Genomic DNA, 22,841 nt, shown 5'->3' on the forward strand with positions numbered 1-22,841 from the left:
TCGCGAAGTACAACCAGCTGCTGCGCATCGAGGAGATCCTGGGAGGTGCGGCGACCCGCGTAGGTCGCCGCACCTCCCAGGATCTCCTCGATGCGCAGCAGCTGGTTGTACTTCGCGACGCGGTCCGAGCGGGCCGGGGCGCCGGTCTTGATCTGGCCGCCGTCCACCGCGACCGCGAGGTCGGCGATGGTGGTGTCCTCGGTCTCGCCGGAGCGGTGCGAGAGGATCGCGGTCATGCCGTTGCGCTGGGCCAGGGCCACGGCGTCGAGCGTCTCGGTGAGCGTGCCGATCTGGTTCACCTTGACCAGGATCGAGTTGCCGGCCTTCTCGGCGATGCCGCGGGCGAGGCGCACCGGGTTGGTGACGTACAGGTCGTCTCCGACGAGCTGCACCTTGTCGCCGATGGCCGCGGTGAGGTGAGTCCAGCCGGCCCAGTCGTCCTCGTCCAGCGGGTCCTCGATCGAGACCAGCGGGTAGTTGGCGACGAGGTCGGCGTAGTAGGAGGAGAGCTCCTCGGCCGAGAGCTTCTTGCCCTCGAACGTGTAGGCGCCGTCCTCGTAGAACTCCGAGGAGGCGACGTCGAGCGCGAGCCCGATGTCCTTGCCGGGGGTGAAGCCGGCGGCCTCGACGGCCTTGAGGATGAAGTCGAGCGCCTCGCGGTTGGTGGGCAGGTCGGGGGCGAAGCCGCCCTCGTCGCCGAGGCCGGTGGCGAAGCCGGCCTTCTTCAGCTGCGCCTTGAGCGCGTGGTAGATCTCGACGCCCCAGCGCAGGCCCTCGGAGAAGGACTCGGCGCCCAGCGGGACGGCCATGAACTCCTGGATGTCGACGCCGGTGTCGGCGTGCGCGCCTCCGTTGATGATGTTCATCAGCGGCACGGGCAGGGTGTGCGCGTTCGGGCCGCCGACGTAGCGGAACAGGTCGAGGTCCGACGACTGCGCGGCGGCCTTGGCCACGGCGAGGCTGACGCCGAGGATCGCGTTCGCGCCCAGGCGGGACTTGTTCTCGGTGCCGTCGAGCTCGATCAGCTCGGCGTCGACGAGGCGCTGGTCGGTGGCGTCGAAGCCCTCGATGGCCGGGCCGATCTCGTCGATGACGGCGTCGACGGCCTTCTGCACGCCCTTGCCGAGGTAGCGGTCGGAGTCGCCGTCGCGGAGCTCGTACGCCTCGAACGCGCCGGTGGAGGCGCCGGACGGGACGGCCGCTCGCGAGGACGCGCCGTCCTCGAGCAGGACCTCGACCTCGACCGTGGGGTTGCCACGGGAGTCCAGAATTTCTCGGGCGACGACTGCCTCGATAAGGGCCACAACTATCTCCTCTTGACGGGTGGGCTCCCGGAGACGGGAGCGGTCGGGAAGGAGTCTACTGACCGCCTCCGAAGCGCAGGAGACCGCGGCCGGTCGTAGACTCCCAGGGCCCGATCGCCGGACGGCCCGGGCGCACCCGCCGACCCGGAGGTTCCCCGTGACCACGACCGCCGCCGACCACGTCGACCGTCTCACCGCCGTCGTCCCGGACTTCCCGAGCCCGGGCATCCTGTTCCGCGACCTCACGCCGGTCTTCGGCGACGGCGAGGCCCTGCGGGCGGTGGCCGACGCGCTGATCGAGCCCTACCGCGGCCGGATCGACGCGATCGCGGGCGTGGAGGCGCGCGGCTTCCTGCTCGCCGCGGCGGCCGCCTACTCGGCGGGTCTCGGCGTCGTCACCATCCGCAAGCCCGGCAAGCTCCCGCGGGCCGTGCTGCGCGAGCAGGCGACCCTCGAGTACGGCGAGACGATGCTGGAGGTGCACGAGGACGCGGCGCCCCGCGGCTCGCGGCTGCTGCTGGTCGACGACGTGCTGGCGACCGGGGGCACGCTCGACGCGAGCCGCCGCCTGATCGAGCGCGCAGGGTGGAGCCTCGAGGGGATCGCGGTGGTCATGGAGCTCGACGGGCTCGGCGGCCGCGAGGTGCTGGCCGGCCACCGCGTCGACGCGATCGTCACCGTCTGACCGGGCCCCGTCGCTCCGCTCCCCCTGCCCTCCCCCTTCCCGCGAGACACCACCGGGGTCTGCGACCCACCGGGCGAGCCGCACTCGAGTGGCGTCCCGCGGAAGGGGGAAGCGACGGGGTCAGGTGAGGGAGAGGGACATCCGGGAGAGGACGAAGGTCTCGAGCACCTGCACGAGCATGTAGAGCACGAGCGAGACGCCGGTCACGAGCACGACCGCCGACCAGACGTCCGCGAACCGGGCCTGGGCGGACCAGGCGTTGATCGCCCCGCCGATGCCCGCACCGGTGGAGAGCCACTCGGCGAGCAGCGCGCCCGTGATCGCTCCGGGCACCGAGATGCGGATCGCGGCGAAGAGCGAGGGCAGCGAGCCGGGGATGGCGACCTTGCGGATCGCGGTGAGGGTGCTGCCGCCGTAGACCGCGACCACGTCGAGCATCTGCGGGGAGGCGTTGTTGAGGCCGAAGGCGATCGTCACCAGCGCGGGGAACAGGACGACGATCCCGCCGATCACCGCGACCGAGGCGATCGAGCCGGTCCCGAAGACGAGGATGATCAGCGGCGCCATCGCGATCAGCGGCACCGAGCGCAGCAGCATCGCGAACGGCATCAGCGCGTGCTCGATGCCCTTCGACAGGCGGAACAGGATCGCGCCGAGGATCGCCACGACCAGGCCGGCCGCGAAGCCGATCAGTGCGTCGCCCATGGTCACGGCGAAGAGGCCGCCCAGCTCGGCGCGGTGCTCCGCGGCCTTCGCATCGGTCACCAGGTGCTGCCAGACGTCCCACGGGCCCTTGACCACGTAGGGCGAGACCCCGCTGAAGAGGACCACGCCGATCCAGATCGCCAGCACGATCACGATCGTCGACAGGGCGACGAGCAGGCTCTTGCGCAGGCTCTTGAGAGTCGCGCCGAGGGCGGCCGTGCGCAGCTGGCGGCGCAGCTCGTCGACCGCGAGGATCGACGTGGCCGTGGACTGCTCCGTGCGGTCGGGAACGGTGGTCGTCATGGTCATGCCCGCTTTCCGGAGGACCAGGGCGCGATGAGGCGCCCGATCAGTCCGACGATGCCGTAGCCGAGGAGCGCGACGCCCGCGCAGAGGAGGAAGAGCGCCCAGACGCGGGGCGAGTTCAGCGAGACCTGCGCCGCGACCAGGATCGGGCCCACGCCCGTCTCGATCTTGCCGAAGTACTCGCCGAGGATCGCGCCGAGGAAGGCCGCGGGCACCGCGATCTGCAGCGCCGACAGGATGTTGGGCAGCGCCGCGATCAGGCGGACCTTGCGCAGCTGGGTGAAGCGCGAGCCCCCGTAGACCGTGACGACGTCGAGCGCCGCCTTGTCGGCCGCCTTCAGCCCGAGGAGGCTGCCGACGACCGTGGTGAAGAACACCGAGAGGCCGGCCAGGAAGATCGCCGTCGCGCTCGCCTTCCCGGGAGCGTCCGCACCGCCGAGGATCAGCAGCACGATCGCTCCGATGGCGACGATCGGCACGCAGTAGGTGATGACCGCGAGCTGCGAGACGACCCCCTCCAGCCAGGGCAGGACCAGCACGAGCGCCGAGAGCACCAGCGCAAGGAGGTTGCCCCAGAAGTAGCCGACGGCCGCCTCGCCGATCGTGACGGAGAAGTTGCGCCAGTAGAAGCCGGCGCCGTCCTCCATCGCGGTCTGCACGACCTGCACGGGAGTGGGGACGGGCGCGTAGGTCGCGGCGCCGGTGGGCGCGGTGACGAGCGCCACGATCCACCAGACGGCGACGATCGCGGCGACGCCGATCAGCCCGGTGAGCCACGGAGGCAGGGACAGGGCGCGGCGCGGGGCCGCGGGGAGCGTGGTGGCCACGGTGCCTCCTAGACGCGGTCGTCCGCGGCCGCGCCGCCGTCGCCGAACAGCAGCTCGGAGGCCTGGTCGACGTAGGCGTGGAACTCGGGGGTGCGCTGCATCTCGGGGGTGCGCGGGCGGGGGAGGTCGATGTCGATGATCTCCTTCACCCGTCCCGGGCGCGGGCTCATCACCGCGACGCGGTCCGAGAGGAAGATCGCCTCCGAGATGCCGTGCGTGACGAGGAGCGTCGTGGCGGGCTTCTCGGTCCAGATCCGCAGCAGCTCGAGGTTGAGCTTCTGCCGCGTCATGTCGTCGAGGGCGCCGAACGGCTCGTCGAGCAGCAGGACCTCGGGCTTGAGGATCAGGCACCGCGCGATCGACACGCGCTGGCGCATGCCGCCCGAGAGCTGGGCCGGCTTGGCCTTCTCGAAGCCGCGGAGGCCGACGAGGTCGATCAGCTCGTCGATGTAGGACTGGTCGACGCTCTTGCCCGCGATCTCGAACGGCAGGCGGATGTTCGCCATGACGCTGCGCCACGGCAGGAGCGCGTGGTCCTGGAAGGCGATGCCGAGCTTGTTGTCGCGGCGCAGCTCCTGGGGAGTGCGGCCGTCGACCCGGATGGAGCCGGACGTCGGCTCCTCCAGCCCCGCGAGGATGCGCAGGATGGTCGACTTGCCGCACCCCGACGGGCCGAGCAGGGCGAGGAAGCTGCCCTGGTCGGTGTGGAGGTCGGTGTCCTGCAGCGCCGCGACGCTGCGCGAGCCCATCCGGAACGTCTTCGACAGGCCGTGGATCTGGATGCCGGTGCCGCCGGCACCCTGGTCGCGCAGGGTGCCGGCGTCGGTCGTGTCGGTCACGAGTGGTGCCCTTCGTGGATCAGGATCAGGCCGCGTACTTCATCAGCTCGGGATTCTCCTCGTAGACCTCGTCGAGGAGGGTCAGATCGAAGAGGTCCTCGGCCGTGACGTCGATCCCGGCGCCCGCGAGGGACGCGATGGTCTCGGACTGCAGCGTCTCGGAGATGGTGAAGAGGCCGTTCGAGACCGTCTCGTCCGAGACGACCAGCTCCTCGGCCTGGATGGTGGCGCCCTTCTTGGAGGACTCCTCGTTGAGGCCGAGGTCCTTGCCGTAGTTCTCGACGGCGAGCATCGCGCCCGCCTCCGGGTCGTTGACCGCGTCGGTCCAGCCCTTGATCTCGGCGACGAGGAACGCCTTCAGAGCGTCGCGCTTCTCGGCGATCGCCTGCTCCGACACCGAGAAGGTCTCGGCGACGAAGGGGAGGCCGTTGTCGGCGAAGGGCAGGTTGACGACCTCGTAGCCCTCGGCCGCGACCGTGATGGCCTCGTTCGTCAGGTAGGCGATGAAGCCGTCGACGGTGCCGTTGACGAGGACGGAGGGGTCGTACTCGACGGGGACGACCGTGAGGTCGGACTCGGAGAGGCCGTTCGCGGCGAGCAGCGCCTGGAACAGGGAGGTGTTCGAGGCCTGGACGCCGATCTTCTTCCCGGCGAGGTCGGCCGGAGTGGCGATGTTGCCGGCGGTCTTGATCGAGAGGACCGTGAAGGGGTTCTTCTGGTAGGTCGCGCCGATGATCTTGAGCGGGGCCTCCTGCTGGGCGATCGCGGTGCCGATCGAGACGGCGTCGCTGAGCGCGACGTCCGCGCTGCCCGAGAGGAGCTCGGCCACGCCCGTCGAGGGGCCGGGGGTGAGCGTCACTCCCGCGAGGCCGGCCTCGGTGAAGTAGCCCTTCGAGTCGGCGAAGAACTCGCCCGCGAACTCCTCGTTCTTGATCCAGGAGAGCTGGACCTTGAGGGTGCCGAGGTCGCCGCCGTCCGCGGCGGACGCGCCGGAGGAGTCGGAGGCGCAGGAGGCGAGGACGGAGGCGCCGCCGATCGCGAGGCCGGCGACACCCGCCAGGCGGAGGAGGCTGCGGCGGTCGAAGGCCGGGAGGGAGCGGAGGGGCGACAGGGTCAAGGGGACTCCTCGGGTGGGGATCGTCAGGGCTGCTGCGGTGGGGTGCGCGGGGTCGCGACGGGGTGCCCGTGCGGGCGCGCCAAGCCGCGCCGATCGGGTGCCTCGACGCTATCCGGGGGAGATTTCTCGGGTGTGTCCGCAGATTTCGCGGGTATTAAGGCTCTCACGGATCCGACAAGGATCCGACCAGATCGACATGATCCTCTGACGGATCGGCTGAGACCCTGTTCAGGCCCGACAGGACGGCCCCGGCCCCTCCCGCGGGCGCGGCTCAGCGCAGGCAGCCGGCGACGCTCATCCGGAACAGCCGGCGCGGCTCAGCCGAGGTCCTTGAAGGAGAGGTCGGCGGCGGAGGCGGCGTCCCGCGGGACGAGCGCGAAGCGGGTGAAGCCCGCGGCGGCCGCGCGGTCCAGCAGCGGGGTGAGGTTCTTCGCCCGGCGCTCGAGGCGCACGCGCGAGCCCCGGGCGATCAGCTCCTGCTTGAGCGCGAGCAGCAGCTCGGGCGCCGCGTCCCGCTCGTGGACGAGGACGACGGCGTCGGGACGCTCGACGACGGCACCGCCGATCAGCTCGACGATCCGCTCGAAGCCGATCGAGAAGCCGCAGGCCGGCACGTCCTGACCGAGGAAGCGGCCGATCATCCCGTCGTACCGCCCGCCTCCGCCGACCGAGGAGCCCGAGGACGGGTGCGCGATCTCGAAGATCGTGCCGGTGTAGTAGCCCATGCCCCGCACGAGCGTCGGGTCGAAGCGGAGCGAGACGCCGGCGGGCAGCGAGCGCAGCGACCGGGCCAGGGTCTCGAGCGCGACCACCGCCTCCGGGTCGATGCCCTCGGGCAGCACGTCGAGGATCGCGGACTGCTCGAGCGCCACTCCCCCGGCGGCGACCGCCTCCTCGATCCGCGCGAGGTAGCCCCCGAGGACCGCGGCCGCGTCCGGCCCGTCGGCCTCGAGCTCGGCGACGACCCCGGTGGCGCCGATCTTGTCGAGCTTGTCGATCGAGATCAGCGCCGGGCCGAAGCGCTCGGGGGCGAAGCCGCAGTGCTCGAGGATTCCTGTGAGGATGCGGCGGTCGTTGATCCGGATGGTGCAGTCCTCGAGGCCCAGTGCGTCGAGCGCCGCCGCGGTCGCCGTGATGAGCTCGACCTCGGCCAGCTGCCCGGGCTCGCCGATGATGTCGATGTCGCACTGCACGAACTGGCGGTACCGCCCCTTCTGCGGGCGCTCGGCGCGCCACACCGGCGCGATCTGCACCGAGCGGAAGACAGCCGGCAGCTCGGCGCGGTGCGAGGCGTAGAAGCGGGCGAGCGGCACCGTGAGGTCGAAGCGCAGGCCGAGGTCGGCGAGGGCGGACGCGTCGTCGACCGCCGCCAGGTCGTCGCGGGTGAGCCCGCGGCGCAGGACGCTGAAGGCGAGCTTCTCGTTGTCGCCGCCGAGCCCGGAGTGGAGGCGGTCGAAGTCCTCGACCACGGGCGTCTCGATCTCGTCGAACCCGTGGGAGGCGTACACGCGGCGGATGACGCCGAGCGCGTGCTCGCGCTTCGCCTTGTCGGCGGGGAGGAAGTCGCGCATGCCGCGGGGCGGGGTGATCGGGGAGGCCATGACGGCGATTCTCCCAGATCGGCCGGGGCGGGCCGGCGGGCGCCTCAGTCCGCGCGCCGCTCCTGCTCCACCGCGCGGATCTCGTCCTGCAGGTCGCGCGTCGCGGTGCGGAGCGCACGCTCGGCGTCGAGCCCCTGGGCGCGGGCGGAGGCGACGATGGCCAGCAGCAGCGGGCCGAGGTCCTCCTCCGACTCGATGGGCAGGGGGCCCTGGCCGGCGTCCACGACGCCCAGCGAGGTCGCCTTGCCGATCACCTTGTCGGCGAGCGCGAGAGCCGGCATGCCCTGCGGGATCCCGTCGAGCACGCTCGTGCGGTGCGGCTTCTCGGTGCGCTTGAGCTCGTCCCACACCGCGATGACATCGTCGGCCGTCTCGGCCGTGGCGTCGCCGAACACGTGCGGGTGGCGGCCGATCATCTTGGCGTTCATGTGCGCCGCGACGTCCTCGATGGTGAAGGGCTCGGCGCTCTCGGCCGCCAGGTCGGCGTGGAAGAGCACCTGGTAGAGGACGTCGCCGAGCTCCTCGATCAGGTCGGCCCGGTCCCCCGCCTCGATCGCGTCGACGAGCTCGTGCGACTCCTCGATCAGGTAGCGCACGAGCGACTCGTGGGTCTGCTCGGCGTCCCACGGGCAGCCGCCCGGGGCGCGGAGGACGTGGACGGTGCGGATGAGCTCGTCGAGCCGGGGATGCGCGGTCACCCCGCCATCCTCGCATCCGGTCCGGCCGCCTCCGCGGACATCCGGGCGGCGCGGGCGCCCGGGAGCCTCAGGCCCGCGCGAGACGCCGCCGCGCGACGAGGAGGCAGCCGCCGGCGACGAGCGGCACCGCGGCGAGGAGCCCGGGTGACGCCGCGACGGAGACCGCGGTCGAGGCGCTGACCAGTGCACCCGCCAGGTTCCAGAGGACCACCGCGACTCCCGCGCCGTCCCCGATCGGGAGCGGCACCGGGCTGAGCAGCTGCGGCGGCAGCGGACCCCGGGTCGCATCCATCGCCCGCGCGGCGACGGCGGCGACGGCGGTCGCGGCGGCCACCGGCACCGCCGCGCCCGGGAGCAGCAGCGAGGCGGCGAGGGCGCCAAGCACCGCGACTCCGACCGCGAGCACCAGCGGGAGGACGGCGTGCAGGAGGAGCAGCTCGAACGGGCCGGGGGCGAGGAGCGCCGGCTGTCCCGCGGTCGCGGCGGCGTGGCGGAAGCCGTCGCTCCAGACGCCGGCGCCGAGGTAGGCGAGCACGCCCGCCGCGGCGGCCGGGAGCGCGAGGAGGGAGGACGGCACGACCGCGGCGAGCACGGCGGCGGCGCCGGCGGCGGCCAGCGCGACGACCGCGACCGCCGAGCGGCCGGGAGTGCGCAGCGCGCCGATCGCGTCGCGCACCGGCACCGCGAGGGCGAGCGGGGAGAGGCGGACCGCTCGGAGCCCCCGCCCGATCGCCGGGAGGGCGCGGTACCCGTCGAGCGACTCGGCGAGGTCGCCCGTCGCTCCGAGCCGGGCGGTCGCCGACCACTGCCGGGCCTGGGCGAGGAGCCGAGGTCCGCGCGCGGCGTCGAGCAGGCGGGGCGCCGCGGCCAGGAGGACCGCGGCCGACGCGAGCAGCACGGTCGCGGCGCGCACCTCCTCCGCTCCGCTCACGGCTGAGGCGAGGAGGCCGCCCGGCGTGGGCGCACCGGGCACGAGGGCCCCGAGGACCGCGAGGGAGGCGAGGAGGCCCGCCGCGAGCGCGGGGAGGCGCGAGGGCAGGCACTGACCGGCGAGCCAGGCGACGGCGAGGAGGCCGGCGAACGCGGCGCCGCCGACGACGGCCGCGAGGAGCGGCGCGGAGGCGGCGACGGCGAGGAGCGACGCGACGGCGGAGCAGCACGCCACGAGACCGGCCGACGCCCGGACCACGGGTCGGCGGAGCACCGCCCAGCGGCGCAGATCGGTCGCGAGCAGCACGGGCGTGGTGTGCGGCTCGCCCACCGCGGGTCCGCGCACCCGGCCCAGGAGCACGGCGGCGGGCAGGGCGAGACCCGCGGCGAGGGCGACCAGCGGCTCCGGCGCGGCTCCCGCCTCGGCGGCGAGGAGCGCGAGGGCCCGGGCGACGGGGAGGACGACGACGAGGACGGTCATCGCGGCGAGGTAGCCCGCGTAGGCGCGCGGACTCGGCGGAGCCGCGGCGCGGTGCCGGTGCAGAGCCCGCACCTCGGCGACGCGGGCCCCCTCCGCGCGCGTCACGCCCGCTCCAGCTCGACGACCCGCGCGCCCAGACCCTCGATCAGCACAGGGCTGTGGGTCGCGACGACGAGCGCCCGGGACGCGGCTGCGCGCCGCAGGACCTCCGCGACCAGCGGCACCCGCTCGACGTCGAGCCGCTGCTCCGGCTCGTCGAGCAGCAGCACCGCGGAGGGACGGGCCAGCACGAGCGCGAGGGAGAACAGCTGCGTCTGCCCGGAGGAGAGCTCGTGCGGGAAGCGGCGGGCGAGCGGAGCGAGCGCGAGCGCGTCGAGACCAGCTGCGGCCTCGCGGCGGGCGTCGGCGACCGGCTCGCCCCACGAGACGGCGACCATCGCGAGGTGCTCCTCGAGGGTCAGGTCCCGCTCGAAGGGCGGAGTGCCGATCAGGGCGGCGACGGCGCGGCGGTGGGCGGCGGAGCGCTCCTCCGGGGCGCGCCCGGCCACCGCCACGACTCCCTCGCTCGGAGCGGTGAGGCCGGCGATCACCCGCAGGAGCGTGGTCTTGCCGGTGCCGTTGCGGCCCGTCACCGCGACGCGCTCCCCCGCCTCCACCTCGAGCGAGCACGGGGCGAGCAGCTCGACCCCCGAGGCGCGCACCGCGACCCCGCGGACGGCGACCAGCGGGCCGGCGAGCGGCTCCGGCTCTCGGGGACGTCGGGCGGCGAGGAGCGGCATGCCCTCCATCCTGCCAGCGGGCCCTCCCGCAGCGGTGACGGCCTCCGGAGCAGGGCGGCGCGCCACCGGGGAGCGCCGCCCCGAGGACCTCAGACGGTGACCGGCTCCGGGAACAGCGCGTCCAGGAGCGACGCCACCCACTGGATGAGCGCCCGGTCGCCGAGCGGGACGCCGTCGAGCACGGGCATCGGCACGACGACCGCGTCGGCCTGCTGCAGGTACTTCGCGGTCGGGTACATCCGGCGCAGGCGCACCTGGATCGAGTCGGGCAGGTGAGCGGGAGCCACGCGGACGTTCGAGCCCATCGCGACCACGTCGCTGAGGCCCGCCTTCTGCGCGCGCATGCGCAGCCGCGACACCAGGATGAGGTTCTCGACCGCCTCGGGCAGCTCGCCGTAGCGGTCGGTCAGCTCCTCGACCACGAGGTCGATGCTCCCCTCCTTCGCCGTCGGCGACGACGCGGCCGACAGCTTCTGGTACGCCTCCAGGCGCAGCCGCTCGCTGTCGACGTACTCCTCCGGGATGCGCGCGTCGACGGGCAGCTCGAGCCGCAGCTCGGTCTGCCCCTCGGCGACCTCGCCGCGGAAGGTGTCGACGGCCTCGCCGATCATCCGCAGGTAGAGGTCGAAGCCCACGCCCTGGATGTGCCCGGACTGCTCGCCGCCGAGGAGGTTGCCCGCACCGCGGATCTCGAGGTCCTTCAGCGCGATCTGCATGCCGCCGCCGAGATCCGAGTTGGCGGCCAGCGTCTGCAGCCGGTCGTGCGCGGTCTCGCTCAGCGGCTTCGTCTCGTCGTAGAGGAGGTACGCGTAGGCGCGCTCGCGGCCGCGGCCGACCCGCCCGCGCAGCTGGTGCAGCTGCGAGAGACCGTACTTGTCGGCGCGGTCGACGATCAGCGTGTTGGCGTTCGGGATGTCGAGGCCGGTCTCGACGATCGTCGTCGACACCAGGACGTCGAACTTGCGCTCCCAGAAGTCGACGATGATCCGCTCGAGCTGCGACTCGCTGAGCTTGCCGTGCGCGACCGCGATCCGCGCCTCGGGAACCAGCTCGGCGAGCTGCGAGGCGACGCGGTTGATCGTCGAGACGCGGTTGTGCACGAAGAACACCTGGCCCTCGCGCAGGAGCTCCCGGCGGATCGCGGCCGACACCTGCTTCTCGGAGTAGGGGCCGACGAAGGTGAGGATCGGGTGGCGCTCCTCCGGCGGGGTCGCGAGGGTCGACATCTCGCGGATGCCGGTCACCGCCATCTCGAGCGTCCGCGGGATGGGCGTGGCGCTCATCGAGAGGATGTCGACGTTCTTCTTCAGCGCCTTGAGCTTGTCCTTGTGCTCGACGCCGAAGCGCTGCTCCTCGTCGATCACGAGCAGGCCGAGGTCCTTGAAGACGATGTTGTCGCTGAGGAGCCGGTGGGTCGCGATGACCATGTCGACGGTGCCGTCGGCCAGGCCCTCGATCGTCTCCTTCGACTCCTTCGCGCTCTGGAACCGGCTGAGCGCCCGCAGGTGGACGGGGAAGCCGGCGAAGCGCTCCTGGAACGTCTCGAGGTGCTGGCGGACGAGCAGCGTGGTCGGCACGAGCATCGCGACCTGCTTCCCGTCCTGGATCGCCTTGAACGCGGCGCGCACGGCGACCTCGGTCTTGCCGAAGCCGACGTCGCCCGAGAGCAGGCGGTCCATCGGGATCGGCCGCTCCATGTCGGCCTTGACCTCGTCGATGACGGTGAGCTGGTCGGGGGTCTCGGCGAACGGGAACGCCTCCTCCAGCTCGCGCTGCCAGGGGGTGTCCGGCGGGAACGCGTGCCCGCGGGAGGCCATCCGGGCGGAGTAGAGCTTCACGAGCTCGACCGCGATGTCGCGGACCGCGCGGCGGGCCTTGCTCTTGGCCTGCGCCCAGTCGCTCCCGCCCATCTTGCTCAGCGCCGGAGCCTCGCCGCCGACGTAGCGGGAGAGCAGGTCGAGCTGGTCCGTGGGGACGAGCAGCTTGTCGCCGGGGAAGCCGCGCTTGCTGGGGGCGTACTCGAGCACCAGGTACTCGCGGCGCGTCTTGATCGCGTTGCGGCCCCCGCTGGAGACCTCGCGCTGCGAGAGCTCCACGAACCGGCCGATGCCGTGGGTGGCGTGCACCACGAAGTCGCCGGGGGTGAGCTGCAGCGGGTCGACGACGTTCTTGCGGCGCGACGCGAGCTTCTTCACCGCGCGGGAGTCGTAGCCGACGGTGCGGCCGTAGAACTCCGTGTCGGTGACCAGGGCGAGCTTCGCCTCCTCCACCTCGAAGCCGTGATCGACGGAGGCCTGGACCACGTAGGCCAGACCCGTCTCGAGCCCTGCGGGGAGGTCGGCGACGATGCGGGCGGCGACCTCGTGCTCGGCGAGGACCTGGTCGGTGCGCTCGACCGTGCCGGTGCCGGGCGCGGTCAGGACCACGGTCCAGCCGTCGGCCAGGCGCGCGCGGACGTGGGCGAGGGCGCCCTCGACGCTCGCTCCGAAGCCGGGGACCGGCTCGCCCTCGACGCGGACGGCGAGGATCTCGTCGATCCCGAGCTCCTCCGGCAGCACCTCGGCCTCGCCCGCGGCGGGGCCCTGGCGGAACGTGCTCATCGTCCACCACGGGTGGTCGGGAGCGTCGGCGCCCGGGGCGCTGAGCTTCACGGAGTCGCGGAGCGCGCCGAGCGAGATGAACTCGCCCGAGGCGAGGTCGATGGGGGCCTCGGCGCCGGCGGTCGCCGCGCTCCAGGCCGCCTGCAGGAACTCGCGGTTCGTCTCGGCGAGGCTGATCGCCCGCGTCGCCACGCGCTCGGGGGCGAGGACCGCGACGGCCGCCCCCTCGGGCAGGTAGTGCGAGATCGGGACCAGCCGCTCCAGCAGCGCGGGGGCGAGCGACTCCATCCCCTCGACCGGGATGCCCTCGGCGATCTTGGCGAGCATCGCCGACAGGCTCGGGAACTCGTGCAGCATCTCGCGGGCCCGCTGCCGCACCGCCGGCACCAGCAGCAGCTCGCGGCTCGGCGGGAGGACCACCGAGTCGACCTCGCCCGGGAGCGAGCGCTGATCCGCCACGGAGAAGCCGCGGATGGAGTCGACCTCGTCGCCGAAGAAGTCCACTCGGCTCGGATGCTCGGCCACCGCGGGGAAGACGTCGAGGATGCCGCCGCGCACGGCGAACTCGCCGCGGCGCGTGACCATGTCGACCCGGGCGTAGGCCAGGTCGACCAGCTCGGCCGAGATGCGGCCGAGGTCGTAGCCGCGGGCGCCCTTCACGAGTCGGATCGGCTCGATGTCGGCGAGGTTGTCGGCGACCGGCTGCAGCGCCGCGCGCACGGAGGCGACCACCACGAGGGGCCGCTCGCCCGACCACTGCTTCATCCGCCGCAGCGCGTCCAGGCGCCGCCCCACGATCTCGGCGCTCGGGCTGAGGCGCTCGTGCGGCAGCGTCTCCCACGCGGGGAACTCGACGACGTCCGCGTCCGGCAGCATGCAGCCGAGGGAGGCGCGCACGTTCTCGGAGTCGCGGCCCGTGGCCGTGACCACCAGCGCCGCCTGCGGGCGTCCCGCCTCCGCGCGCCTCTCGATCAGGCCCGCGAGCAGGGGGACCCGGAGGCCGTCGGCCACCGAGAAGTCGGCGTCCCGCACCGCGTACGCGAGAGCATCGTCGAACGTGGAGGCGCGCGACAGCGCCGAGATGATCTCGTTGAGGGGCACGGGTCCAGTTTACGGCCGCCCCGCGGGCCGACCGCCGAGGGAGCCCCGAACCGTCGAGGGAGCCCGGGGCTGCGATCTCCCTCGCCGTCCGGGGTCCCCTCGGCGAAGGGCGGGTCAGGCGCTGGTGTGGAACTTCAGCTGGGCGGCGGAGAGGCCGGAGTCGGCGATGAGCTCGACGGCGTCGGCGGCGTCCGAGACCAGGATCGGGAGCGCCTCGCGCTCCGGGCCGGCGAAGTCCTTCAGCACGAAGTCGGCGGCCTGCTGGCGGCCCGGCGGGCGGCCGATGCCGACCCGCACGCGCAGGAACTCGGCTCCTCCGGTCGCCGCGAGGATGTCGCGGATGCCGTTGTGCCCTCCGTGACCGCCGCCCTGCTTGAGGCGCAGGGTGTCGAAGGGGATGTCGAGCTCGTCGTGCACGACGATCAGGTGCGCCGGGTCGACCGAGTAGAAGTCGAGCAGCTGCGCCGTCGGCCCGCCGGAGAGGTTCATGAAGCTGTTGGGCTTGCCCAGCACGAGCTTCGGTCCGCCCGGGCGGAGGAAGCCCTCGGCGACCACGGCGTTGGCGCGGTTGTGCCGGCGGAACGAGCCGCCGATCCGCGTCGCGAGCTCGTCGAGCACCATCTGGCCGACGTTGTGCCGGTTGCGCGCGTACTGCGCGCCCGGGTTGCCCAGTCCGACGACCAGCCAGGTGTCACCCATGTCGTTCCTCTTCCTCGGGGGCGGCGGGGGGGTCCCCGCCGGACGCGGAACGGGCCCGCCGCGGCTGCGAGCGGGCCCGTTCCCGGGGTGGTGCGGACTACTCCGCGGTCTCGGCGACGACGTCGCCCGAGGCCGGGGTCTCGTCGTCCTCGCCCAGGTCCTGCTCGACCTCGGCGGTGACGTTGACGATGAGCACCTCGGCGTCGGTGACCAGCGTGGCGCCCTCGGGGAGCGTGACATCGGCGGCGGTGATCTGCGTGCCGGCCTCGAGGCCCTCGACGGAGACGACGATGTTCTGCGGGATGCGCGTGGCGTCGACCTCGAGCGAGAGGGTGTTCGACTCGATCGAGACGAGGGTGCCGGGAGCGGCGTCGCCCTCGACGTGCACGGGGATGTCCACCTCGACCTTCTCGCCCTTGTTGATGACGACGAGGTCGATGTGCTCGATGATCTGGCGCACCGGGTCGCGCTGGATGTCCTTCACCAGGGTGGTCTGCGCAGCGCCCTCGATGTCGAGCTCGAGGATCGCGTTCGCCTTGCGGGTGAGCAGGAGCACCTGGTGGCCCGGGAGGGTGAGGTGCTGGGGCTCGGTGCCGTGGCCGTAGAGGACCGCGGGGATCTTGTCCTGCGCGCGGATCTTGCGGGCGGCGCCCTTGCCGAACGAGGTGCGGACCTCGACGACGACCTTGTTGGTCAGTTCAGCCATGATGTTCTCCTTGGGCGGCGCGCACGCCACCGGATCGGGTCGTGGCCTGCGGCCACGGACGGTTTGTCGACTCGAACGCATGTCAGCGTGAGGAGAAGTCCGTGGCGCCCCGTGGGGGCCTCGCCTGCTTCCACCGCGTCGATCACGGATGCACGTGCATCCCTCGCCGAAGTTCAGCTGCCGATCCTACCCGGCATCGCGGCCGCCCGCCAGCAGAGCGGTCGCGCCGCCGGACTCGGAGCCGGACGTCCAGGCGGACCGCCTACCGTGCGGGTATGACGAGCGACGACTTCGGCTCCTACGTCGAGAAGAACGGCTTCCACCGCGACACGAACTACATCCCGACGCGGATCACCGCCGACGGCCGCGACGGGTACCCGGTGGAGGCGGGACGCTACCGCCTCGTGGTCTCCCGTGCCTGCCCGTGGGCGAACCGCGCCGTGATCGTGCGGCGCCTGCTCGGTCTCGAGGACGCCCTCTCGATGGGCATCTGCGGGCCGACGCACGACAAGCGCAGCTGGACCTTCGACCTCGATCCGGGCGGCGTCGACCCGGTGCTGGGCATCCCCCGCCTCCAGGACGCGTTCTTCGCCCGCTTCCCCGACTACCCGCGCGGGATCACCGTCCCGGCCCTCGTGGACATCCCGAGCGGCCAGGTCGTCACCAACGACTACCCGGTGATGACGCTCGACTTCTCCACCGAGTGGACCGCGTTCCACCGCGACGGCGCCCCCGACCTCTACCCCGAGGAGCACCGCGAGGAGATCGACGAGATCGCCGAGCTGGTCTTCCACGACGTGAACAACGGCGTCTACAAGTGCGGCTTCGCCGGGTCGCAGCGCTCCTACGAGCGGGCCTACGACCGCCTCTGGGCGCGGCTGGACTGGCTGGAGGAGCGGCTGAGCACCCGCCGCTACCTGGTCGGCGACACCATCACCGAGGCGGACGTGCGGCTCTTCACGACGCTCGCCCGCTTCGACGCCGTCTACTACAGCCACTTCAAGGCCAACCGGAACCTGCTGTCGGCGATGCCCGCGCTCTGGGGCTACGCCCGCGACCTCTTCGCCACTCCGGGGTTCGGCGACACGATCGACTTCACCCACATCAAGTCGCACTACTACGAGGTGCAGCGGGACATCAATCCGACCGGCGTCGTCCCCAAGGGCCCGGACCTCTCCGGCTGGCTCGTCCCCTCGCGCCGCGAGGAGCTCGGCGGCCGCCCGTTCGGCGACGGCACTCCCCCGCCGCCGCCGATCCCGTCGGAGCGCGTCCCCCTCGGCCACGGCGCCTGACCGGCTCCGGTCGCGGTCGTCGCGGCGCGCGCAAGACCGTGCGCGCGCCGCACGACCGATGTGCAGCCGGGAGACGGCTCGGACCCGGGCTCCCCGGAGCGACCCGGGGCTAGCCTGGGCTCGCCCCTGAACGCGAACGTCGAGGAGAACCGTGTCTGACAAGCCCACCGCCACAGCCAACATCGGAGTCGTCGGTCTGGCGGTGATGGGCTCGAACCTCGCCCGCAACCTCGCCAGCCGCGAGGGCAACACGGTCGCGGTGTTCAACCGCTCCTACGGCCGCACCGAGACCCTCATCACGGAGCACCCGGAGGCGGGCTTCGTCGCGTCCGAGACCATCGAGGACTTCGCCGCCTCGCTCGCCACCCCGCGCACCGCGATCATCATGGTCCAGGCCGGCCGCGGCACCGACGCCGTGATCGAGCAGCTGACGAAGGTCTTCGAGCCCGGCGACATCATCGTCGACGGCGGCAACGCGCTCTTCACCGACACCATCCGCCGCGAGAAGGCCGTCCGCGAGACCGGCATCCACTTCGTCGGCACCGGCATCTCCGGCGGCGAGGAGGGCGCGCTCAAGGGCCCGTCGATCATGCCCGGCGGCTCGGTCGAGTCCTACAGGACGCTCGGCCCGATCCTCTCGTCGATCGCCGCGGTCGCCGAGGGCGAGCCCTGCGTCACCCACATCGGCACCGACGGCGCCGGCCACTTCGTCAAGATGATCCACAACGGCATCGAGTACGCCGACATGCAGCTCATCGCCGAGGCGTACGACCTGCTCCGCACCGTCGGCGGACACGAGCCCGCCGCCATCGCCGAGGTCTTCGACGCCTGGAACAAGGGCGACCTCGAGTCGTACCTCATCGAGATCACCGCCGAGGTGCTCCGCCAGGTCGACGCCGACACCGGCAAGCCCTTCATCGACGTCGTCCTCGACCAGGCCGGCTCGAAGGGCACCGGCGTCTGGACCGTGCAGAACGCGCTCGACCTCGGCGTCCCCGTCGGCGGCATCGCCGAGGCCGTCTTCGCCCGTGCCGTGTCCTCCCACCCCGAGCAGCGCGGGGCCGTGCAGGCCCGCGTCACCTCGCGCCCGACCCCGGTCGAGAAGTACGAGGGCTTCGAGGACGACGTGCGCGCCGCGCTCTACGCCTCCAAGGTCGTCGCCTACTCGCAAGGCTTCGACGCGATCATCGCCGGGGCCGAGAAGTACGGCTGGGAGATCGACAAGGGAGCGGTCGCCAAGATCTGGCGCGCGGGCTGCATCATCCGCGCCCAGTTCCTCAACCGCATCGTCGACGCCTACGACGAGAACGCCGGCATCACGACCCTCCTCGAGGACCCGTACTTCGCCGAGGCCGTCGCCAACGGCGAGGCCGCCTGGCGCCGCATCGTCTCGACCGCCGCGCTCTCGGGCGTGCCGATCCCCGGCTTCGGCGCCGCGCTGTCGTACTACGACTCGCTCGCCTCCAAGCGCCTCCCGGCCGCTCTCGTGCAGGGCCAGCGCGATTTCTTCGGAGCGCACACCTACAAGCGCGTCGACAAGGAGGGCACCTTCCACACACTGTGGTCGGGCGACCGCACCGAGGTCGAGCAGGACCCCTCCACGCACTGACCCGCGTCGCACGGGAAGGCGCCCCCGCCCGCAGGATCCTCGGATCCTCGGGCGGGGGCGCCTTGCTCGTCGCGGAGGGAGCTCCCCCGTCGTCAGCGGAGCCGGGCGGTGGCGTCCGGCTCCCCGAGCGGGCGCTCGACGCCCGGGCCGGCTGACCCCTCAGCTCCGGAACGCCCGCGCGATCAGGAGCGCCGCCAGGAGCACCGCTGCGGCGGCCGCCGTGGCAGCCGGGAGGGCGAGCAGGAGCAGCAGCGAGACCGCGGCCGACGCGAGGGCCGGGCCGCTCGCCCCGGCAGCTCCGTGGTCGAGGCGCCGCACGATGGTCGCCACCAGCAGGGCGGCCACGGCGAAGGCGAGCAGCGCGTCGGCGTCGAGGATCACGACCGCGAGCACGGCGACCAGGCAGAGGACCAGCTGGGCCGCCGCGGGCACGCCGGTCCTGCGGTTCCTGGCGGCGAGCACCGCCGGCATCTCCCCTGCGTCGGCGAGACGCACGAGGGCGCGCGCATCCCTCCTCCCGAGGTCGAGGAGCGCGAGCAGGACCGCGATCACAGCGGCGGCCCCGACGAGCCCGGTGGCGGGCGTGCCCCGGGTGACAGCGCTCAGGGGGGTCTCCGAGGACGCGATGACCTCGGGACCGGCCGCCAGGAGCAGACCGGTGCCGAGCGCGGCGGCGGCCGCCGTGGCGATCCCGATGCGCAGCAGGGCGGGGCGGAGAGCCGTCACCGCGCCGGAGCGGGACGTCGGCAGGAGGATCAGGAGCAGCGCCGCGGCGGTGCCGGCTCCCAGCGGCCCTCCGTCGCGCAGCGGGTCGAGCGGCGCGGGGTCCGGAGGGGACGCCAGCACGATCACGGCGGCGGCGGCCAGCAGGACGACGACCGCGCTGACGAGGAGCAGGACCGGGCGAGCGGGGAGGCGCCCGCCGCGCAGGCCGAAGAGCGCGACGGCCACGAGCAGCAGGACGGCCAGGGGCCGGGCCGCTCCCCCGAGGACCGACTGGGCCGCGGTCAGGGCCAGCGCGGCCGAGGCGAAGGCGCGCCCGACGATCCCGAGCCACTCGGAGGAGGGGCCGTCGTGGACGGTGCGCCCGGCGTCGGCGACGGCGCTCAGGGCCGCGGCGGTCGCAGCGACGGCGAGCCCGAGGAGCAGCCACCAGCCCGCTGCGGCGGCGGCCGGCGACCAGACCAGGAAGACCGCCGCCAGGGCGAGGGTCGCATCCGAACGCTGGGGCACGGCCTCACCCTAGGCGGTGGAGCCGGGGCGGGACCCGGGTGCGCTGTGCAGGGCGCACCCGGGGCGCGGGGTCCTACGCGTCGCCGTCGAACATCGACGTCACGGAGCCGTCGTCGAAGACCTCGTGGATGGCGCGGGCCAGCAGCGGAGCGATGGGCAGGATCGTCAGGCGGTCCCACGTCTTCTCCGCCGGCAGCGGCAGGGTGTCGGTGACGACCACCGAGTCGATGAACTCGGAGCTCAGGAGCTCGACCGCCGGATCCGAGAAGACGGCGTGGGTGGCCGCGACGACCACGCCGATCGCGCCCGCCTTCTTCAGCGCCTCGGCCGCCTTCGCGATGGTGCGCCCGGTGTCGATGAGGTCGTCGACGAGGAGGCAGACGCGGCCCTTCACCTCGCCGACGATCTCGTGGACGGAGACCTGGTTGGCGACCTTCGGGTCGCGGCGCTTGTGGATGATCGCCAGCGGGACGCCGAGCTTGTCGCTCCAGATGTCGGCGACGCGGACGCGGCCCATGTCGGGCGAGACGATGGTGAGGGTCGAGGGGTCGAGCTTCTCGCGGAAGTGCTCGAGCAGCACCGGCATCGCGAAGAGGTGGTCGACGGGGCCGTCGAAGAAGCCCTGGATCTGCGCCGCGTGCAGGTCGACCGACATGATCCGGTCGGCTCCCGCCGCCTTGAAGAGGTCCGCGACGAGGCGGGCCGAGATCGGCTCGCGGCCGCGGCCCTTCTTGTCCTGGCGCGCGTAGGGGTAGAAGGGGGCGACCACGGTGATCCGCTTGGCGGAGGCGCGCTTGAGCGCGTCGACCATGATCAGCTGCTCCATCAGCCACTCGTTGATCGGGGACGTGTGCGACTGGAGGACGAACACGTCGCCTCCGCGGACCGACTCGCCGTAGCGGACGTAGAGCTCGCCGTTGGCGAAGGTGCGCCCCTCGGTCGTGACGAGCTCGGTCCCGAGCTCGGCGGCGACCGCCTCCGCCAGTGCCGGATGCGCCCTCCCCGAGACGAGGACCAGGCTCTTCTTGTTGCTGGCGGTGATGCCGGTCACTGTGCTCCGCTTCCTCCGGTGGGCGCCTGGTCGGATCCGGTGGGATCCGACGCCAGGGCCGCCTCGGCGGCGTCGGCCGCTGCGGTGCCCGGACGGTGGGTCTGCACCCACCCGGCCATGTTGCGCTGCGGAGCGACGGTGATCCCGAGGGCTCCGGCGGGGATGTCCTTGCGGATGACCGTGCCGGCGCCCGTGTACGCTCCGTCACCGATTCTAACGGGGGCGACGAAGACGTTGTGCGACCCCGCACGCACGTGCGAGCCCACCACGGAGGACGCCTTGCTCACCCCGTCGTAGTTGGCGAAGATCGAGCCGGCGCCGATGTTCGACTCCTCGCCGATGACCGCGTCGCCGACGTAGGAGAGGTGCGGGACCTTCGATCCCTCCCCGATGACGGCGTTCTTGGTCTCGACGTAGGTGCCGATCTTGCCGCGGGCGCCGAGCACGGTGCCGGGGCGGAGGAACGAGAACGGGCCGACCTGGGCCTTCGCGCCGATGACGGCGAGCGTCGCGTCGGAGCGCTTCACGACCGCGTCCTCGCCGACCTCGCAGGAGTCGAGCGTGGTGTCCGGGCCGATGACCGCACCGGTGGCGATGACGGTCGGGCCCTTGATCTGCGTGCCCGGGAGGATCTCGACGTCCGGGGCGAGGACCGCGTCCACGTCGATCCAGGTCGTCGCCGGATCCTGGATCGTGACGCCCTCGAGCTGCCAGCGGCGCACGATGCGCGCGTTGAGCTCGAGCGCCGCGTCGGCGAGCTGGGCGCGGTCGTTGATCCCGGCCACAAGCCAGCGGTCCTGCACGGGGACGGCCTCGATCGCGCGGCCGGCGGCCTTGAGCGCGGCGGCGGCGTCGGTGAGGTACTTCTCCCGCTGGGCGTTCTCGGTGCCGATCGCGCCGATGACCGAGCGGAGCGCGGCGGCGTCGAAGGCGTAGACGCCGGCGTTGATCTCGCTGAGGTCGAGCTCGTCGGGGCTCGCGTCCTTCTGCTCGACGATGGAGGCGAAGGCGCCGTCGCCGCCGCGGACGATCCGGCCGAAGCCGGTCGGGTCCTCGAGCACGCAGGAGAGCATGGTGAGCGCGTTCGCCGCGGCGAGGTGCTCGTCGAGCAGGCGGCGGAGGGTCGGCGCGTCCAGCAGCGGGACGTCGGCGCTCAGCACGACGACCGTGCCGGCGAAGGACTCCGGGAGCGCCGCGAGGCCCTGCTCGACCGCGCGGCCGGTGCCGGGCGTCTCGTCCTGGTCCACCACCAGCGCGGAGGGGGTGTGCTCGAGGACGGCCTCGGCGACCCGGTCGCGCTCGTGGCGCACCACGGTGACGACGTGCGCCGCGTCGAGCGAGGCGGCCGTGTCGAGCACGTGCCCGAGCAGCGGCCTCCCGGCGAGGCGGTGCAGGACCTTCGGGGTGCGGGACTTCATGCGGGTGCCCTGGCCTGCCGCCAGGATCACGACGGCGAGCGTGCTGTCTGCCATGTTCTTCGCGTTCTCCTCCGTGAGCGCACCGTCCTGGTGCCGCTCCGCCACCAGGATTCGAACCTGGACCGGACAGCTCCAAAGGCTGCCGTGCTGCCGTTACACCATGGCGGACCGCGCGATCGCGCGCCGTCCATCCTGCCATCCCCGCGCCCCCGGCCCCGCCTCGGGCGCGGGCGGCCGCCGCTCGGGCGGGCGACGGCGGCCCGGGAGGCCCCCGCCTCCCGGCCCGTCCGCCTCCCGGCCCGTCCGCCTCCCGGGCCCGTCCGCCTCCCGGCGTCGCCCGAGCCGCGCAGCCGCCACAATGGACGGGTGAGTGCGAATGACGAGGTCGACGGGATCGTCGACGCCTGGGTCCGGGAGCGGCCCGATCTCGATTTCACGCCGCTCCAGGTCTTCTCGCGGATGCGCCGGCTGGCCAAGCAGCTCGAGCGCGCGCGCGGCAGCGCCTTCGGCCGGTCGGAGCTCGAGACGTGGGAGTTCGACGTGCTCTCGGCCCTGCGGCGCGCGGGCGCGCCGTACCGGATGAGCCCCAAGCAGCTCCTCCAGGCGACCATGGTCACCAGCGGCACCATGACCAACCGCATCGACCGGCTGGTCGAGCGCGACCTGGTCGAGCGCCTCGACGACCCGAACGACGGGCGCGGCGTGCTGGTGCAGATGACGCCGTCGGGGCTCGCCCGGGTCGACGCGGCGATCACCCGCCTGGTCGACGCGGAGCAGGAGCTGCTCGGCGCGCTCACCCACGCGCAGCAGGAGCGGCTGGCGCAGCTCCTCAGAAAGCTCTCCCTCGACTTCGGCTGAGC

General features: G+C 72.9%; 19 protein-coding genes and 1 tRNA gene. 4 read left to right on the forward strand and 16 right to left on the reverse strand.

All coding sequences use genetic code 11. The features are described from left to right. Positions 1 to 1,304 (reverse strand): phosphopyruvate hydratase (eno, locus tag C5C29_RS05490; RefSeq protein ID WP_104308081.1); only part of this gene is annotated, 1,304 nt, incomplete at its 3' end. Between the two features lie 157 nt (positions 1,305 to 1,461). Here eno and C5C29_RS05495 point away from each other — a divergent pair. After that, positions 1,462 to 1,989: an adenine phosphoribosyltransferase gene (locus tag C5C29_RS05495; protein WP_104222360.1), complete on the forward strand. Its 528-nt coding sequence runs from the start codon at positions 1,462 to 1,464 to the stop codon at positions 1,987 to 1,989. Between the two features lie 120 nt (positions 1,990 to 2,109). Here C5C29_RS05495 and C5C29_RS05500 read toward each other — a convergent pair whose 3' ends face one another. The 11 genes from C5C29_RS05500 to C5C29_RS05545 form a co-directional block, all read right to left on the reverse strand. Then, complete coding sequence (locus C5C29_RS05500) at positions 2,110 to 3,003, reverse strand: ABC transporter permease (protein ID WP_104222359.1); 894 nt, start codon at positions 3,001 to 3,003, stop codon at positions 2,110 to 2,112. Beyond that, positions 3,000 to 3,827: an ABC transporter permease gene (locus tag C5C29_RS05505; RefSeq protein ID WP_244229606.1), complete on the reverse strand. Its 828-nt coding sequence runs from the start codon at positions 3,825 to 3,827 to the stop codon at positions 3,000 to 3,002. Before C5C29_RS05505 ends, C5C29_RS05500 begins: the two co-directional genes overlap by 4 nt. An 8-nt stretch (positions 3,828 to 3,835) precedes the next feature. Beyond that, positions 3,836 to 4,576, reverse strand: a complete 741-nt coding sequence (locus C5C29_RS05510; RefSeq protein WP_104222373.1) for an ABC transporter ATP-binding protein — start codon at positions 4,574 to 4,576, stop codon at positions 3,836 to 3,838. Between the two features lie 115 nt (positions 4,577 to 4,691). Next, complete coding sequence (locus tag C5C29_RS05515; protein ID WP_258059873.1) at positions 4,692 to 5,783, reverse strand: ABC transporter substrate-binding protein; 1,092 nt, start codon at positions 5,781 to 5,783, stop codon at positions 4,692 to 4,694. A 317-nt stretch (positions 5,784 to 6,100) separates the two neighbouring features. Further along, a complete protein-coding gene (gene hisS / locus C5C29_RS05520; protein ID WP_104308082.1) occupies positions 6,101 to 7,384 on the reverse strand; it encodes a histidine--tRNA ligase in 1,284 nt (427 codons plus the stop codon). A gap of 44 nt (positions 7,385 to 7,428) precedes the next feature. Beyond that, positions 7,429 to 8,082 (reverse strand): MazG family protein, encoded by a 654-nt coding sequence (locus C5C29_RS05525; protein ID WP_104222356.1) that lies wholly within the window; start codon positions 8,080 to 8,082, stop codon positions 7,429 to 7,431. A gap of 67 nt (positions 8,083 to 8,149) precedes the next feature. Next, positions 8,150 to 9,598, reverse strand: a complete 1,449-nt coding sequence (locus tag C5C29_RS17410; RefSeq protein WP_258069463.1) for a hypothetical protein — start codon at positions 9,596 to 9,598, stop codon at positions 8,150 to 8,152. Further along, entirely contained in the window at positions 9,595 to 10,272 is a 678-nt protein-coding gene (locus C5C29_RS05530) for an ATP-binding cassette domain-containing protein (protein ID WP_104308119.1), read from the reverse strand. The genes C5C29_RS17410 and C5C29_RS05530 overlap by 4 nt, the downstream gene beginning before the upstream one ends. A gap of 89 nt (positions 10,273 to 10,361) precedes the next feature. Further along, positions 10,362 to 13,973 carry a transcription-repair coupling factor gene (gene mfd / locus C5C29_RS05535; protein WP_104308084.1) on the reverse strand — a complete coding sequence of 1,204 codons (3,612 nt, stop codon included), beginning with the start codon at positions 13,971 to 13,973 and terminating at the stop codon, positions 10,362 to 10,364. A gap of 114 nt (positions 13,974 to 14,087) precedes the next feature. Beyond that, positions 14,088 to 14,672 (reverse strand): aminoacyl-tRNA hydrolase, encoded by a 585-nt coding sequence (gene pth / locus C5C29_RS05540; RefSeq protein WP_104233681.1) that lies wholly within the window; start codon positions 14,670 to 14,672, stop codon positions 14,088 to 14,090. Between the two features lie 97 nt (positions 14,673 to 14,769). Beyond that, positions 14,770 to 15,378: a 50S ribosomal protein L25/general stress protein Ctc gene (locus C5C29_RS05545; protein WP_104238997.1), complete on the reverse strand. Its 609-nt coding sequence runs from the start codon at positions 15,376 to 15,378 to the stop codon at positions 14,770 to 14,772. Between the two features lie 275 nt (positions 15,379 to 15,653). On the opposite strand from C5C29_RS05545, the gene C5C29_RS05550 reads away from it, so the two are divergent. Then, positions 15,654 to 16,670 (forward strand): glutathione S-transferase family protein, encoded by a 1,017-nt coding sequence (locus tag C5C29_RS05550; RefSeq protein ID WP_104233683.1) that lies wholly within the window; start codon positions 15,654 to 15,656, stop codon positions 16,668 to 16,670. 205 nt (positions 16,671 to 16,875) lie between these two features. Beyond that, entirely contained in the window at positions 16,876 to 18,279 is a 1,404-nt protein-coding gene (gene gndA / locus C5C29_RS05555; protein ID WP_374953987.1) for an NADP-dependent phosphogluconate dehydrogenase, read from the forward strand. 159 nt (positions 18,280 to 18,438) lie between these two features. Here the strand turns inward: gndA and C5C29_RS05560 are convergent, their stop codons facing one another. The 4 genes from C5C29_RS05560 to C5C29_RS05575 all read right to left on the reverse strand — a co-directional run bounded on the left by C5C29_RS05560 (position 18,439) and on the right by C5C29_RS05575 (position 22,149). Next, complete coding sequence (locus C5C29_RS05560; protein WP_104308086.1) at positions 18,439 to 19,512, reverse strand: hypothetical protein; 1,074 nt, start codon at positions 19,510 to 19,512, stop codon at positions 18,439 to 18,441. Positions 19,513 to 19,585: 73 nt separating this feature from the next. Beyond that, positions 19,586 to 20,563 (reverse strand): ribose-phosphate diphosphokinase, encoded by a 978-nt coding sequence (locus C5C29_RS05565; protein WP_104250639.1) that lies wholly within the window; start codon positions 20,561 to 20,563, stop codon positions 19,586 to 19,588. Continuing rightward, entirely contained in the window at positions 20,560 to 22,035 is a 1,476-nt protein-coding gene (gene glmU, locus C5C29_RS05570) for a bifunctional UDP-N-acetylglucosamine diphosphorylase/glucosamine-1-phosphate N-acetyltransferase GlmU (protein WP_104308120.1), read from the reverse strand. The genes C5C29_RS05565 and glmU overlap by 4 nt, the downstream gene beginning before the upstream one ends. A 42-nt stretch (positions 22,036 to 22,077) precedes the next feature. Next, positions 22,078 to 22,149 (reverse strand) — tRNA-Gln (locus C5C29_RS05575). 198 nt (positions 22,150 to 22,347) lie between these two features. Here C5C29_RS05575 and C5C29_RS05580 point away from each other — a divergent pair. Next, positions 22,348 to 22,839 carry a MarR family winged helix-turn-helix transcriptional regulator gene (locus C5C29_RS05580; protein WP_104222340.1) on the forward strand — a complete coding sequence of 164 codons (492 nt, stop codon included), beginning with the start codon at positions 22,348 to 22,350 and terminating at the stop codon, positions 22,837 to 22,839. Positions 22,840 to 22,841: the final 2 nt, after the last annotated feature.

Source organism: Rathayibacter sp. AY1H2 (genome assembly GCF_002931985.1).
GTDB lineage: Bacteria > Actinomycetota > Actinomycetes > Actinomycetales > Microbacteriaceae > Rathayibacter.